This window comes from Enterobacter sp. MGH 38 (assembly GCF_000492855.1).
GTDB classification, from domain to species: domain Bacteria; phylum Pseudomonadota; class Gammaproteobacteria; order Enterobacterales; family Enterobacteriaceae; genus Enterobacter; species Enterobacter hormaechei_C.
Genome location: NZ_KI535608.1, coordinates 854,319 through 867,904, shown reverse-complemented (window position 1 = coordinate 867,904; position 13,586 = coordinate 854,319). Strand labels below are relative to the sequence as shown.

Sequence of the window (13,586 nt, the reverse complement as noted above, 5' to 3'; positions counted from 1 at the left end):
CTTATAAAACAATAACCTTATCATTTGTATGGATTATCATAATGATGATTTCTTCGCGTTTTACCCGCTGGTTAACTCTGGTTGCGCTGGCCGCGACGGTTGCCGTCGCGCTCCCTGCTCGCGCCAATACCTGGCCTCTTCCGCCCGCCGGCAGCAACGTCGTAGGTGAAAACCGCTTTCACGTGGTTGAAAACGATGGCGGCTCGCTGGAAGCGATTGCCAAAAAATATAACGTCGGGTTCCTGGCGCTGTTGCAGGCCAACCCGGGCGTAGATCCGTACGTGCCCCGGGCGGGCAGCGTACTGACGATTCCGCTGCAAACCATCCTGCCGGACGCGCCGCGTCAGGGCATTGTGATTAACCTCGCCGAGCTACGTCTGTATTACTACCCGCCGGGCAAGAACGAAGTGACCGTCTACCCTATCGGTATTGGTCAACTGGGGGGCGATACGCTCACACCTACCATGGTCACCACCGTCTCTGATAAGCGCGCTAATCCTACCTGGACCCCGACGGCAAACATTCGCGCCCGTTATAAAGCTCAAGGTATCGACCTGCCCGCCGTGGTACCTGCTGGCCCGGATAATCCGATGGGACATCATGCAATTCGCCTGGCGGCATATGGTGGGGTTTATCTTCTGCACGGAACGAATGCGGATTTCGGGATCGGGATGCGCGTCAGCTCCGGCTGCATTCGCCTGCGCGATGACGATATCAAAACGCTCTACCGCGTGATCGCCCCTGGCACGAAAGTGAATATCATTAATACGCCGATTAAAGTGTCTGAAGAGCCAGGTGGCGTCCGTCTGGTTGAGATCCACCAGCCGCTATCGAAAAACATCAATGACGATCCGCAGACGCTGCCGATTAATCTGAATGCCTCGATGGTGAGCTTTAAAACGAATGCCAACACCGATGGCGCAGTGATGGAGCGGGCGATGGAAGCACGTTCGGGGATGCCAACCGATGTTACGCGGCATCATGAGGTTGCTCAGCAGTCAATGTAAAGCAGCAATAACGACAAACGCCCTGCATCAGCAGGGCGTTTTTTATTGCAGTGGCATAACGGAGGGTTGCGTTACGCTTATTTGTAGATAACTGCGGTACCGTGCAGGGTGTTAGGACCGGTCACAGAGGTGATGCGGAATGATTTCGCACCCATTTCGTCAGCTTTTTGCGCCAGCTGATCTTCCAGAGAGCCCAGGTTAGTCCCGGCAGTGGCAGAGATGGTACCGACTTTCTGCTGGTCTGCTGGAGTGGATTGCACTTCAACAGCAGCGAAGCTTGCGAAAGAGAGTGAACTCAGAACGGCGGCAGCGATGAGGGTTTTAACGTTTTTCATGATTTTATACCTTTAGGCAGATGATGTAGTGGTCGTTAGTTATTTAGTTAACGATCGATAGGTAAATGATAGATGTGATCCAGGTCACACGTCAACTCATTTTTATAATGGTCGTTAAATTAATTTCATTTGCCTTATATTTCAAAAAGATAAAATTAAATTATTTTTCAGAAATCACCGCTGGTCGTTGCAGACGTTTATTTTTATAATGACTATTCAACAAAACAACAGAGGACCAACGGCACATGACAACCGATGTCACGCGTTGCGCAAAGAAAAGCCGTGGCCGACCAAAAGTGTTCGACAGGGATGCGGCGCTCGATAAGGCCATGACGCTCTTCTGGCAGCATGGGTATGAAGCCACGTCGCTTTCCGATCTCGTGGAAGCTACGGGTGCTAAAGCCCCTACCCTGTACGCAGAGTTCACCAACAAAGAAGGCTTATTCCGGGCCGTTCTGGACAGATACATCTCGCGCTTCGCGGCAAAACATGAAGCCCAGCTATTCTGTGAAGAAAAAACGGTTGAGCAGGCATTACAGGATTATTTCACGGCAATCGCGACCTGCTATACCAGCAAGGACACGCCTGCGGGGTGTTTTATGATCAACACCTCCGCGACCCTCGCGGCATCGTCTAAAGAGATTGCCAACACGGTCAAATCGCGACATGCGATGCAGGAGGAGACGCTCAGCACGTTTCTGGCTCAGCGTCAGCTGCGCGGCGAAATCCCGGCGCATTGCCGTCCGCAGGAGCTGGCCCAGTATCTGAGCTGTATTTTACAGGGGATGTCCATCAGCGCCCGTGAAGGCGCGACGCTGGAAAAATTGCAGGGGATTACGCACACAACGCTGCGCCTGTGGCCTGAACTTCTTAAACTCTGACGCAAAAAAAAGCTCCTCAGCCTGAGCGCATGAGGAGCTAAGTTCAGAGAACATCTTTTTTACACTTTGTTATTCAGTATCAGCTGACCATTGCTGTCGAGAGGGATCTGCGTACCAGGATCTTTATCCATGCGGATTTTGCCCTGCTGATCGCCAATTTTGTAGGTTACGTCGTAGCCCAACATTTTTTCAGACTTGTCATACACGGTTTTACAGCGCTGCTGCGTTGTGGTGTAGGTATCATTTTCCTGCATCGCGCCCTGCACCTGGTTACCGGCATAACCGCCACCCAACGCACCAACCACCGTCGCGACATCCTTACCACGGCCGCCACCAAACTGATGACCAATCACCCCACCAGCAACCGCGCCCAGCACGGAGCCAGCGATACGGTTTTCATCCTGAACCGGACGACGATGGGTGACAGAAACATTACGGCACTCCTGACGAGGCGTCTTGACCGTCTCTTTGATCGGTGTAGCGGAAACCACCTGCGCATACTGCGGGCCACGATCAAGTACGTTCAGACTGGCAACGGCAGCCACACCTAACGCAGCTGCGACGCCAATCCCTATACCCGCCAACATTGATTTATTCACGGGACTTCCTCCTTTGTTGCAATTGGTAGCAATTTTGCAGCGCAATAAACGCTTCGCCAATAAGATAAAGGATCAAAATCAGGGTTGTTGGCCGGGACAACGTGGGTTTAAGAGAACTCTTAAGCGTCAGGAGGGAAATGCACAGCATGATGTGCTAAGAATTCCCTCCGGAGGGTCCGGAGGGAGAGAGAAATTAGTGCAGCTTCAGGCGTGGACGGATCACGCGGTTGATGCGGCCAACCAGCATCATCAGGCCGGTTTTGAAGTAGCCGTGCAGCGCAATCTGGTGCATACGGTACAGAGAAATGTACACGAAGCGGGCGATGCGCCCTTCCACCATCATGGAGCCGCGCATCAGGTTACCCATCAGGCTGCCCACGGTGGAGAAGTTTGAGAGCGACACCAGAGAGCCGTGGTCTTTGTAGACATAGGCTTTCATCGGTTTGCCTTTTATCCGCGCCAGGATGTTATGCAGCACGAGGCTTGCCATCTGGTGCGCAGCCTGAGCGCGAGGCGGTACAAATCCGCCTTCCGGACGTGCGCAGGAGGCACAGTCGCCGATGGCGAAGATGTCCGGATCGCGCGTGGTTTGCAGCGTCGGCTCTGTCACCAGCTGGTTAATGCGGTTTGTCTCCAGCCCACCGATATCTTTCATGAAATCAGGCGCTTTGATCCCCGCAGCCCAGACCATCAGGTCGGCCTGGATGTACTCGCCGTCTTTGGTATGCAGGCCGCCCTCATCCGCGCTGGTCACCATGGTCTGGGTCAGCACGCGCACGCCCAGTTTAGTCAGCTCGTTGTGCGCCGCGCCGGAAATACGCGGCGGAAGCGCAGGCAGAATGCGTTCACCTGCTTCCACCAGCGTCACATTCAGCGCTTCGTTAGTCAGCCCTTTGTAGCCGTAGCTGTGCAGCTGTTTGACCGCATTGTGCAACTCCGCCGATAATTCAACGCCCGTTGCGCCGCCGCCCACGATAGCAATGTTGACCTTGCCGTTAGCACCCATGTTGTTGGTGTACTTCAGGAACAGGTTAAGCATCTCCTGATGGAAACGACGCGCCTGATGCGGGTTATCCAGGAAGATGCAGTGCTCTTTTACGCCTGGGGTGTTGAAATCATTGGAGGTACTGCCCAGGGCCATCACCAGCGTGTCATAGGCCAGCTTGCGCTCAGGAACCAGCAACTCGCCTTTATCATCACGCAGCTCAGCCAGCGTGATGGTTTTGTTTTCACGATTGATATCCACCACCGAACCCAGCTGGAACTGGAAGTGGTGGTTACGCGCATGCGCCAGATAGCTGAGCGCATCCACGCCCTCATCCAGCGACCCGGTCGCCACTTCGTGCAGTAACGGCTTCCACAGATGGCTGTGGTTACGATCCACCAGCGTGATTTTGGCTTTCTTACCGCGACCCAGTTTCTTACCCAGCTGCGTCGCCAGCTCCAGTCCGCCAGCACCACCGCCGACAATCACTATCTTTTTCAATGGCGTAGTCAACGTGACCCCCTCAAATTATTAACCAATTGTTAATTAAAAGTTATATAAATAACCCTTAATTAACAACAGGTTACTGCGCTGAAACCGTTCAGATTCATTGAGAATAGCACGTCAGGCGCATTGGTCATACCAAAATTGATATGTATCAAGTTTTGATGGTTTAAAAGTAGACAACTCTGACAAAAAAGAGGCCCGGTACGCTTTCACGTACCGAGCCTTTATCAGGTTCAGGGAGATCAGCCCAGCGTTTTAAAGGCTTTAATACGCTGCAAGTGCGGGGAAATGTTTTTGAACTTGTGGGTCTGCTCTTCGTCCCAGACAATTTCGTAGTAATGGTGCAGAAGCTCGGCGGCGCGGGAGCTGTTCAGCGCTTCATCGTTGCGGGAGAGGATCACCAGACACCGATCGCGGTTCTTTTCACGGAAATTGCTCACGCATTTGGTTGCGATGTCGGCGTACTCCTCCGGGCGATCGATTTTGCCTTCCATGTTTTCGTTCGGAAACAGGTTAGGATTAAAAATGACCTGACGGATATCGCACAAAAAACCGATGCGCTCTGCCCAGTATCCTCCTAACCCCACGCCGCAGATCAGCGGGCGATCGTCGATATTGAGCTGCAACATTTTATCCACTTCTTTAAGCAGATGCTGCATGTCATGCTTCGGATGACGTGTGCTGTAACTGATCAGCCGGACATCCGGATCGATAAACTGCAATTGCAGCACTTTCTCATGATTACCAGGACTGTTTGAGTCAAAACCGTGTAAATAGATGATCATCGTCTCACCACGCTACGCCTTCCGGGATGAATTAAAGGGCTGCTTTATGTGCCTGCCAGCGCTCGTTCAGGGCTTCAAGCCGGGCGTTTACCGTTTTCCAGCGCGCCGAGTCCATCAGCTCCTGACGACTAAATGAACCTTTATGATACAATTGTGTAACACGTTCAGCATTGATCGGCGACAGGTTATCCAGCACGCTCACCGCCCCTTTACGATTATTGCAGACGAGGATCATATCGCAACCCGCATCCAGCGAAGCCTGCCCACGTTCGGCATAGCTACCCATAATCGCCGCCCCTTCCATGGATAAATCGTCAGAGAAAATTACGCCATTGAAGCCTAACTCCTGACGCAGCACGGTTTTCAGCCAGTGTGGAGAGCCGCTGGCCGGACGCGGATCGACCTCACTGTAGATGACGTGCGCAGGCATGATGGCATCCAGCTTGTTATCAGCGATCAACGAGCGGAAAACCGACATATCTTTAGCGCGAATGTCTGCTTCCGGGCGCGGATCGCGCGGGGTTTCTTTATGGGAATCCGCCGTCACCGCCCCGTGGCCCGGGAAATGTTTGCCGGTGGTTTTCATGCCCGCAGCATGCATACCGTCAATAAAGCGCGTCGCCATTGCCAGCGCAATACGCGGATCGTCATGATACGAACGCTCACCAATTGCCGCGCTAATGTGTCCTACGTCCAGCACCGGGGCGAAGCTGATGTCGATATCCATGGCGATCATCTCGCTGGCCATCAGCCAGCCGGCATCCTGCGCCAGTTGACCGCCCTCTTCGATCCCCAGCAGCGCAGCAAAAGATTGCGCGGCGGGTAAACGGGTAAACCCTTCGCGGAAACGCTGCACACGCCCACCTTCCTGGTCTACGGCCACCACCAGGTGATTGCGCGACGCCGCACGGATCTGGCGAACCAGCTCACGCAACTGCTCCGGATCATGATAATTGCGGGTGAAAAGAATCAGCCCCCCTACCAGCGGATGTGCCAGAATTTCGCGCTCTTCCGCATCCAGCTCAAACCCTTCGACATCCAACATTACTGGACCCACACCAACCTCTCTTATCCTTTCGTTTGTAACTGACGCCAGGCATCATTTGCCAGCGCAATAAATTGTTTGTCACCTGTCTGCTGAAGGCGCATTTCAAACCATCCCGCCATCAGCATCAACACCCACGGACGCCAGCGCGCGACCTGCCGCGCAAGGGTGAGCGCATTGATGTTGGCGTTTCGGGCATAGGCGGTTATCAGCTGCTCGCGCGACGCCTCATCAGGCATCCAGACCGCAGCAAGTTCGAGCGCCACGTCACCGTCTCCGGCATATTCCCAGTCGATAAGTTTCTCGCCTGCCGTGGTATGAACGATATTCCCCGCGTGGACATCCATATGCAGCGGCGCCAGACGTAACGCCTGCGGCTCTCCCGCTTTACGCAACCGCTTAAGCTGCGCCAGCCAGTAGGGCGTGCGTCGTCCAGGCGCAGCCTGCTGCCAGTAGTGATCCAGCAAAGGAAGTAACGTTACCCGCCAGCCCAGACGCGGCTGGCGATGCAGATGATACAGCATGGCTGCCAGCGCAGGCGTATCGGGAAGCTCGCTTTTGATCTCACCCGCAATAAACGCCACCGCCATCCAGTCTCTGATAAAGAGATGAGGTTGTGGCGCAAGGTCGGCGGGCAGGCGCTTCAGGGCGCGGAACTGGCGACGAAAATGGGAGGCAGGCGCGGCGGCATCGTGATGCTGACGTAAAACCAGCCGATGGTCGCCATGCTCAATAATGCAACTCGCGCCGCCAAGCCCGGCGGGGGCTTGCGGCGCGATAACATGGTATTGAGGGAAATAACGCGTCAGGACCTCATGACGCGTGCGCTTATTGTTGCGTAACGGCACCTTTACCTGACCAGATAATTTCGCCGGTCTGAACCAGCATTAACTGCATCTGCAACGACGGCGTGTTCACGTTGCCTGTCGCGTTAGAATAAAGGACATACTGCGCGCCAACGTTGCGGGCAATACCAATCGCTTTACTGCGCGAACCCAGGCTGTCCTGAGGCGACAGACCAAGCTGCTGCTTGGCGACCGCGAGCTGCTGAGCAGAGACCAGCGTAAATTTACCGTTGTTTGCCAGCGCGTTGCGCAGGGTTTCCGTCGCTTCTCCCGCATTCAGGGAACCGTTTGTACGGTTGTTCACGCTGTCCACCAGCAGCACGCTGCCGGGCGTAACACCCTGTGCCTGCAACATTTTGCCCACCATCGGCTGCATTGCGCCATTCCAGTCATAGTGGCGTACTCGCGGCGCAGGCTGTGCGGTGTCGTCCGGATGTTCGATCGGGCCAGGCTGCGCCGGAATGGTCGGTACAGACGGCACGGTTGGAACAGGCTGCGCTGGCGTTGTTGGCTGTTCCGTTCCCGGCTTCGCCTGATCCACCGGTGCAGGTTCTTCCGTTCGCGTCACACAACCCGCCAGAAAGAGTGCAAAGGCACTCAGGAGCGCATAACGGCTCATTGTTTTAATCAAGGTTCACTCCTTACAAATAAAGATAAAGTCTCACCTTATGTGCACCCAGATAGCTGGCGCTGCCGTAGAGCGTGACCGACGATCTTGCCGGGATGGTCACGCTGCGCGGCGCCTCAAGCGGGTGCATCTCAAGACCTCTCACGTCATACCAGTAGAAGCGATAATGCACCGTCACTGGCTCTTGCCTTTCGTTATAGAGCGTAGAAGAGGCTGAAGACTGGATTTCGCTTATGGTCAGCGAAGGCTTCTCCGCCGTGATGCCCGCAGCAAGCACTGAGGACTCCATCACCAGCGTCTGTTCTTCACTGACCGGGATGGCGGGACGCGCGCTGCACCCAACCATTACCAGCGTCACGATCAGCGCTGCAATACGCCCAGTTAACATATTAAAGACCTTTATGTGCCAGCATCGGTCCCAGTGGACGTCCACCCAGCAGATGCATATGAATATGATAGACTTCCTGGCCGCCATGGCGATTACAGTTCATGATCAAACGGTATCCGTCTTCAGCAATCCCTTCCTGCTCAGCGATTTTCGCGGCCACCGTCAGCATACGGCCCAGCGCCACTTCATGCTCGGTTTTAACGTCATTAACGGTCGGGATCAGAATATTGGGAATAATAAGGATGTGCGTCGGCGCCTGGGGAGAAATGTCGCGGAAAGCCGTGACCAGTTCATCCTGATAGACAATATCCGACGGAATTTCGCGGCGGATAATTTTACTGAAAATCGTTTCTTCAGCCATGACCTTTTCCTTTTAAGTTTAATCTGGCGTCGTGCGTCCGTTGTTAACACACATTGTCTGATTTACTGCGTGACACAAGACAAGAGTATGAGCGAGTTTCTCCTGTCCTTTCAACCTTCTCCCGTGATTTCTTTCCTGATTGTCCCCCATCTGGCTGAAGAGGCATCGCTTTAGGACATTTCTTTTCTGAAACCTTATTTCAGTTCATCCCGAAACATCTGTTTACAGCGTTAATCACAATGCGTATATTTCGCATTTGCATTTTCATGCGCATTTTTAACATAGAAAACGACGTCAGCCCGTGCTAGCGGGACTGTCGCGAAATACCTTCACCATTCACTAAGGGTTTGATGATGTCTTTCATTAATCACACCAGGGATGGGCAACGTCAGCCTGCCGCAACACCTTCGTTGCTGGCCGCCTGCATTGCTATGGCATTGACGCCAACCGCCGCTTTCGCTGCTTCAACCACCGAAGATACCGTTGTCGTTGACGGGGGTTTTGACAACACACAGGATCTTTCTGCCAGCCAGGATCAGGATTACAGCGTAAAAACCACCACCACCGGCACCAAACTGTTGTTGGTTCCCCGCGACATCCCACAGTCCGTCAGCGTTATCAGCCAGCAACGTATGGCTGACCAGAATCTGCAATCCATCGGACAGGTGCTGACGAACACCACGGGCATTACGGCCCAGGTGCAGGACAGCGACCGTACCGTGTTTTACTCACGCGGCTTTTTCGTCAGCAACTACGCCTATGACGACCTGCCAACCTCCATCAGTGAAGTGTGGAACTTTGGTGATACCGCCGCCGATACCGCGATTTATGACCGCATTGAAGTGGTTCGCGGCGCCACCGGCCTGATGTCCGGCACGGGGAACCCGGCGGCGTACGTTAATATGGTGCGTAAGCACGCGGACAGCCCGGAATTTAAAGGTAACGTCTCCGCCAGCTACGGCAGCTGGGACAAGCAGCGCTACGTGCTGGATCTCCAGGCGCCGCTGGTAGAGTCAGGTAAGGTACGGGGTCGTCTGATCACCGGTTATCAGGACAACGACAGCTTCGTGGATAACTACCACTACCGGAAGAAATTCCTCTACGGCGTGATGGACGCGGATGTCACCGACAGCACGACTCTCTCGGTAGGGTATGAGTATCAGGAAAGCCATACCGCCGACCCAACCTGGGGCGGACTGCCGACCTGGTGCAGCGACGGAAGTAAGACTAACTACAATCGCAGCCAGACCGTCGCGCCTGACTGGGCCTATTCGGATAAAGACAGCACCCGCATCTTCGCTAACCTGACCCAGCGTTTCGATAATGGCTGGGAAGCGCACATCAACGGCATGCATGCTGAAACCAACTTTGACTCTAAGCTGATGTATATGTCCGGCTATCCGGATAAAGAGACCGGCGCGGGCCTGGTGGGTTACGGCGGCTGGAACCGCGGGGAACGTAAACAGGATGCGGTCGACGCCTTCCTGCGCGGCGGCTTCGATCTCTTTGGTCGTCAACATGAAATGATGTTCGGCGGCAGCTTCAGCCGTCAACGTAACCATTACGACAACTCCATGCCGGATGCGGTATACGGCATGGTGGATGTCGGCAACTTTAAGAACTGGAACGGGAACATCGCCGATCCGCAGTGGACGCCGTGGAAACTCTACAGCAAGGATGATATTCGCCAGTCTTCAGCCTATTCTTCGGCTCGTTTCTCGCTGGCCGATCCGCTGCACCTGATCCTGGGCGCGCGCTACACCCAATACAATATTCGTTATAACCCGGCAGGATCGCCGAATACCCGTCTGGAAAGCACCAAAGATGATGTCACGCCGTACGCTGGCCTGGTGTATGACATCAATGAGGACTGGTCGACCTACGTCAGCTATACCTCTATCTTCCAGCCGCAGGATAAGCGCGATGCCAACGGACGTTATCTCGACCCTACCACGGGCAAAAGCTACGAAGCCGGGGTGAAGGCAGACTGGTTTAATACCCGCCTCACCACCTCACTGGCGATTTTCCGCATTGAGCAGGATAACGTCGCCAGCAATACCTACACCTACATGCCGAGCGGTGAGTCGATCTATGAATCGCTGGACGGGGTGGTCAGCAAAGGGGTCGAGTTCGAGCTCAACGGTGCCCTGACCGATAACTGGCAGCTGACCTTCGGCGCGACGCGTTACATCGCAGAAGATAAGAATGGCAACGCCGTCAGCTCCGATCAGCCGCGCACAACCATGAAGCTCTTCACCCGCTATCAGTTGCCAATGCTGCCGGAACTGACCGTGGGCGGTGGCGTAAACTGGCAGAACAAAGTGTGGACGGACGTGGAAGGCGGCCCGGCAGGACGTTCCCGCGCGGAGCAAGGCAGCTATGGGCTGGTGAACCTGTTCAGCCGTTATCAGGTCACCAAAGATTTTGCGGTACAGGCTAACGTCAACAACCTGTTCGACAAAGAGTATTACGACTACGTCGGATCGTATGCGGTGTATGGCGCGCCGCTGAACGTCTCGGTGAGCGCGAGCTACGATTTCTGAGTGACAGAAGCCCGGTGGCGCTGCGCTTACCGGGCCTACCCATCACGTAGGCCAGGTAAGGCGCAGCCGCCACCCGGCACCACAAGCCGCAATAATAAAAAAGGCAGCCATTCGGCTGCCTTAGTCTCCCCAGGTCACAGCTTAGTTGTTGCGGATGTACTCATCCATTTCAGTTTTCAGGTTATCGGATTTAGTACCGAAGATTGCCTGAACACCAGAACCTGCAACAACGACGCCCGCTGCGCCCAGTTTTTTCAGACCCGGCTGGTCTACTTTCGCAACGTCGGCAACGCTCACACGCAGACGAGTGATACACGCGTCCAGGTTAGTGATGTTCTCTTTACCGCCGAAAGCAGCTACCAGAGCAGGCGCCATTTCGCTGGTCGCACCGGCTTTGCTGTCTTCCGTTGCATCTTCACGACCCGGCGTTTTCAGGTCCAGTGCTTTGATCAGCACGCGGAAGACGGTGTAGTACACCACTGCGTAGCCTGCACCCACGATTGGGAACAGCCACAGCTTGCTGCTGTTACCGGACAGAACGATGAAGTCGATCAGACCGTGAGAGAAGGACGTACCGTCACGCATACCCAGCAGGATACAGATTGGGAATGCCAGACCTGCCAGTACCGCGTGGATGATGTACAGGATCGGCGCAACGAACATGAAGGAGAACTCGATCGGCTCGGTGATACCGGTCAGGAACGAGGTCAGCGCTGCGGAGATCATGATACCGCCCACTTTTGCACGGTTCTCTGGTTTAGCAGAGTGCCAAATCGCAATTGCGGCAGCTGGCAGACCGTACATTTTGAACAGGAAGCCACCAGACAGTTTACCTGCCGTTGGGTCACCCGCCATGTAGCGTGGGATGTCGCCGTGGAACACCTGGCCTGCTGCGTTGGTGTATTCACCAATCTGCATCTGGAATGGAACGTTCCAGATGTGATGCAGACCAAATGGTACCAGGCAGCGCTCAATGAAGCCGTAGATACCGAACGCCACAACCGGGTTCTGGTAAGCCGCCCACTGAGAGAAGGTCTGGATTGCCGTACCGATTGGTGGCCAGATGAAGGACAGGACAACACCGGTGAAAATCGCGGCCAGACCAGAAATGATCGGCACAAAACGTTTACCCGCGAAGAAGCCCAGATACTCAGGCAGCTTGATGCGATAGAAGCGGTTAAACATGTACGCTGCAATCGCACCGGAGATGATACCACCGAGAACACCGGTGTCTGCCAGGTGCTTAGCGGCAATCTCTTCAGCAGGTAAATGCAGGACCAGCGGCGCAACCACAGCCATGGTTTTCACCATGATGCCGTAAGCAACAACGGACGCCAGAGCGGATACACCGTCGTTATTGGTGAAGCCCAGAGCAACACCGATAGCGAAGATCAGCGGCATGTTAGCAAAAACAGAACCACCTGCTTCGGCCATCACGTGGGAAACTACGGCTGGCAGCCAGCTGAAGTTTGCAGAACCGACACCCAGCAGGATACCTGCGATAGGCAGTACGGATACTGGCAGCATCAGCGATTTACCGACCTTTTGCAGGTTAGCAAATGCATTCTTAAACATAATTGAGAGTGCTCCTGAGTATTTGTGCTTTTTTTACGTTTTCACGCATTGGCCCGGGGGGAGTACCGCGCCGTGGACAGGACATCTAAGCGCCCTTTATTTATTACACAGAGTAAAATAATTCCCTCTGAGTTTGTTTGACGGCTATCACGTTTCAGTTCAAGACGGCCAAAAAACTTGCAGATATTTACATAAAGCATGTCTGGATGTGTCTAAAAACGCCATCACCGCCCCAAATGAGGCGGTGAACTTTACTCGTTTTACTTATTAATTACGAGCCTAAAAATAACAGGTGTATCAGACAGATTGCAGGCGGGCGGGGTCGATATGGAACAGGCTGGCGAAGTTTTCCGTTGTCACGCGAGCCAGCTCTTCAATACTGACACCTTTCAGAACGGCCATATACTCAGCGACATCCCGGGTCATCGCTGGCTGATTCTCTTTGCCGCGATGAGGCACCGGCGCCAGGTACGGGGAATCGGTTTCCACCAGGATACGATCCAGCGGAACATAGCGCGCCGCATCACGCAGTTGCTCAGCATTGCGGAACGTGACAATCCCCGAGAATGAAATATAAAAGCCTAAATCAAGCAGCTTACCCGCCGTTTCTCTGTCTTCTGTGAAACAGTGTAGTACGCCACCGCAATCCGTCACCTTTTCTTCCCGCAGGATCGCCAGCGTGTCGGCGCGCGCATCGCGGGTATGAACGATAACCGGCTTATTCAGCTCACGGCCAACACGGATGTGGTTGCGGAAGGATTCCTGCTGGCGAGGTTTTGTTTCGGGGGTGTAGAAATAGTCCAGACCGGTCTCGCCCATCGCCACTACGCCCTCTTCTGCGGCAAGACGGCGTAAATCCTCAACGTCGTAAGCTTCATCCTGATTCAGCGGATGCACGCCGCAGGAGAAGACGACATTATCGCGCTCGCCTACCAGTTCACGCATGGAGCGGTAACCCGGCAGCGTGGTCGCTACGGCCAGGCAAAATTTCACATCGCGCGCGGCGGCTTTCGCCAGCACGTCGTCCACATTTTTATGCAGGGATTGATAATCCAGGCCATCGAGATGGCAGTGTGAGTCGACTAAAAACATAATGTCTCTC

The 13,586-nt window shown here is 54.4% G+C and carries 14 protein-coding genes; 3 read left to right on the top strand and 11 right to left on the bottom strand.

Annotation, left to right across the window (positions count from 1 at the left end; translation table 11 throughout):
• Nucleotides 1-41: 41 nt before the first annotated feature.
• Nucleotides 42-1,007 (top strand): L,D-transpeptidase LdtC, encoded by a 966-nt coding sequence (locus tag L384_RS07250; protein ID WP_022650791.1) that lies wholly within the window; start codon nucleotides 42-44, stop codon nucleotides 1,005-1,007.
• A gap of 77 nt (nucleotides 1,008-1,084) precedes the next feature.
• On the opposite strand, the gene bhsA is transcribed toward L384_RS07250, so the two are convergent.
• Nucleotides 1,085-1,342, bottom strand: a complete 258-nt coding sequence (bhsA, locus tag L384_RS07255) for a multiple stress resistance protein BhsA (protein WP_006809234.1) — start codon at nucleotides 1,340-1,342, stop codon at nucleotides 1,085-1,087.
• A 245-nt stretch (nucleotides 1,343-1,587) separates the two neighbouring features.
• Between bhsA and comR the strand changes: the two genes are divergently transcribed.
• A complete protein-coding gene (comR, locus tag L384_RS07260; protein WP_022650790.1) occupies nucleotides 1,588-2,223 on the top strand; it encodes a TetR family copper-responsive transcriptional repressor ComR in 636 nt (211 codons plus the stop codon).
• 59 nt (nucleotides 2,224-2,282) lie between these two features.
• Here the strand turns inward: comR and L384_RS07265 are convergent, their stop codons facing one another.
• From L384_RS07265 to hinT, 8 genes are all read right to left on the bottom strand, one after another.
• Nucleotides 2,283-2,822 carry a glycine zipper 2TM domain-containing protein gene (locus L384_RS07265; RefSeq protein ID WP_017384715.1) on the bottom strand — a complete coding sequence of 180 codons (540 nt, stop codon included), beginning with the start codon at nucleotides 2,820-2,822 and terminating at the stop codon, nucleotides 2,283-2,285.
• Nucleotides 2,823-3,015: 193 nt separating this feature from the next.
• Nucleotides 3,016-4,320, bottom strand: coding sequence for an NAD(P)/FAD-dependent oxidoreductase (locus L384_RS07270; protein ID WP_023324459.1), 1,305 nt, complete (start codon nucleotides 4,318-4,320; stop codon nucleotides 3,016-3,018).
• Nucleotides 4,321-4,556: 236 nt separating this feature from the next.
• Nucleotides 4,557-5,099: an alpha/beta hydrolase YcfP gene (gene ycfP / locus L384_RS07275; RefSeq protein WP_006809239.1), complete on the bottom strand. Its 543-nt coding sequence runs from the start codon at nucleotides 5,097-5,099 to the stop codon at nucleotides 4,557-4,559.
• A 31-nt stretch (nucleotides 5,100-5,130) separates the two neighbouring features.
• Nucleotides 5,131-6,156, bottom strand: a complete 1,026-nt coding sequence (nagZ, locus tag L384_RS07280) for a beta-N-acetylhexosaminidase (protein ID WP_003857934.1) — start codon at nucleotides 6,154-6,156, stop codon at nucleotides 5,131-5,133.
• Between the two features lie 11 nt (nucleotides 6,157-6,167).
• Nucleotides 6,168-6,992 (bottom strand): thiamine kinase, encoded by an 825-nt coding sequence (gene thiK / locus L384_RS07285; RefSeq protein ID WP_023324458.1) that lies wholly within the window; start codon nucleotides 6,990-6,992, stop codon nucleotides 6,168-6,170.
• Nucleotides 6,973-7,617 carry a penicillin-binding protein activator LpoB gene (gene lpoB / locus L384_RS07290; protein ID WP_085929697.1) on the bottom strand — a complete coding sequence of 215 codons (645 nt, stop codon included), beginning with the start codon at nucleotides 7,615-7,617 and terminating at the stop codon, nucleotides 6,973-6,975. The genes thiK and lpoB overlap by 20 nt, the downstream gene beginning before the upstream one ends.
• Before the next feature lie 13 nt (nucleotides 7,618-7,630).
• Nucleotides 7,631-8,005: a YcfL family putative periplasmic lipoprotein gene (locus L384_RS07295; RefSeq protein ID WP_003857939.1), complete on the bottom strand. Its 375-nt coding sequence runs from the start codon at nucleotides 8,003-8,005 to the stop codon at nucleotides 7,631-7,633.
• Nucleotide 8,006: 1 nt separating this feature from the next.
• Nucleotides 8,007-8,366: a purine nucleoside phosphoramidase gene (hinT, locus tag L384_RS07300; RefSeq protein ID WP_006809243.1), complete on the bottom strand. Its 360-nt coding sequence runs from the start codon at nucleotides 8,364-8,366 to the stop codon at nucleotides 8,007-8,009.
• A 353-nt stretch (nucleotides 8,367-8,719) separates the two neighbouring features.
• Here hinT and fhuE point away from each other — a divergent pair, with 353 nt between their 5' ends.
• Nucleotides 8,720-10,909, top strand: coding sequence for a ferric-rhodotorulic acid/ferric-coprogen receptor FhuE (gene fhuE / locus L384_RS07305; RefSeq protein ID WP_032628193.1), 2,190 nt, complete (start codon nucleotides 8,720-8,722; stop codon nucleotides 10,907-10,909).
• Between the two features lie 141 nt (nucleotides 10,910-11,050).
• On the opposite strand, the gene ptsG is transcribed toward fhuE, so the two are convergent.
• On the bottom strand, nucleotides 11,051-12,484 hold the full coding sequence (gene ptsG, locus L384_RS07310; RefSeq protein WP_003857942.1) for a PTS glucose transporter subunit IIBC: 1,434 nt from the start codon (nucleotides 12,482-12,484) through the stop codon (nucleotides 11,051-11,053).
• Nucleotides 12,485-12,781: 297 nt separating this feature from the next.
• A complete protein-coding gene (locus L384_RS07315) occupies nucleotides 12,782-13,576 on the bottom strand; it encodes a metal-dependent hydrolase (protein WP_023324456.1) in 795 nt (264 codons plus the stop codon).
• Nucleotides 13,577-13,586 lie beyond the last annotated feature (10 nt).

What these genes read in the sequence shown, in the direction of transcription:
- fhuE (WP_032628193.1), top strand. Translation starts at nt 8,720, where the DNA reads ATGTCTTTCATTAATCACACCAGGGATGGGCAACGTCAGCCTGCCGCA.
- ycfP (WP_006809239.1), bottom strand. Translation starts at nt 5,099, where the DNA reads ATGATCATCTATTTACACGGTTTTGACTCAAACAGTCCTGGTAATCAT.
- comR (WP_022650790.1), top strand. Translation starts at nt 1,588, where the DNA reads ATGACAACCGATGTCACGCGTTGCGCAAAGAAAAGCCGTGGCCGACCA.
- ptsG (WP_003857942.1), bottom strand. Translation starts at nt 12,484, where the DNA reads ATGTTTAAGAATGCATTTGCTAACCTGCAAAAGGTCGGTAAATCGCTG.
- hinT (WP_006809243.1), bottom strand. Translation starts at nt 8,366, where the DNA reads ATGGCTGAAGAAACGATTTTCAGTAAAATTATCCGCCGCGAAATTCCG.
- L384_RS07315 (WP_023324456.1), bottom strand. Translation starts at nt 13,576, where the DNA reads ATGTTTTTAGTCGACTCACACTGCCATCTCGATGGCCTGGATTATCAA.
- L384_RS07295 (WP_003857939.1), bottom strand. Translation starts at nt 8,005, where the DNA reads ATGTTAACTGGGCGTATTGCAGCGCTGATCGTGACGCTGGTAATGGTT.
- bhsA (WP_006809234.1), bottom strand. Translation starts at nt 1,342, where the DNA reads ATGAAAAACGTTAAAACCCTCATCGCTGCCGCCGTTCTGAGTTCACTC.
- L384_RS07250 (WP_022650791.1), top strand. Translation starts at nt 42, where the DNA reads ATGATGATTTCTTCGCGTTTTACCCGCTGGTTAACTCTGGTTGCGCTG.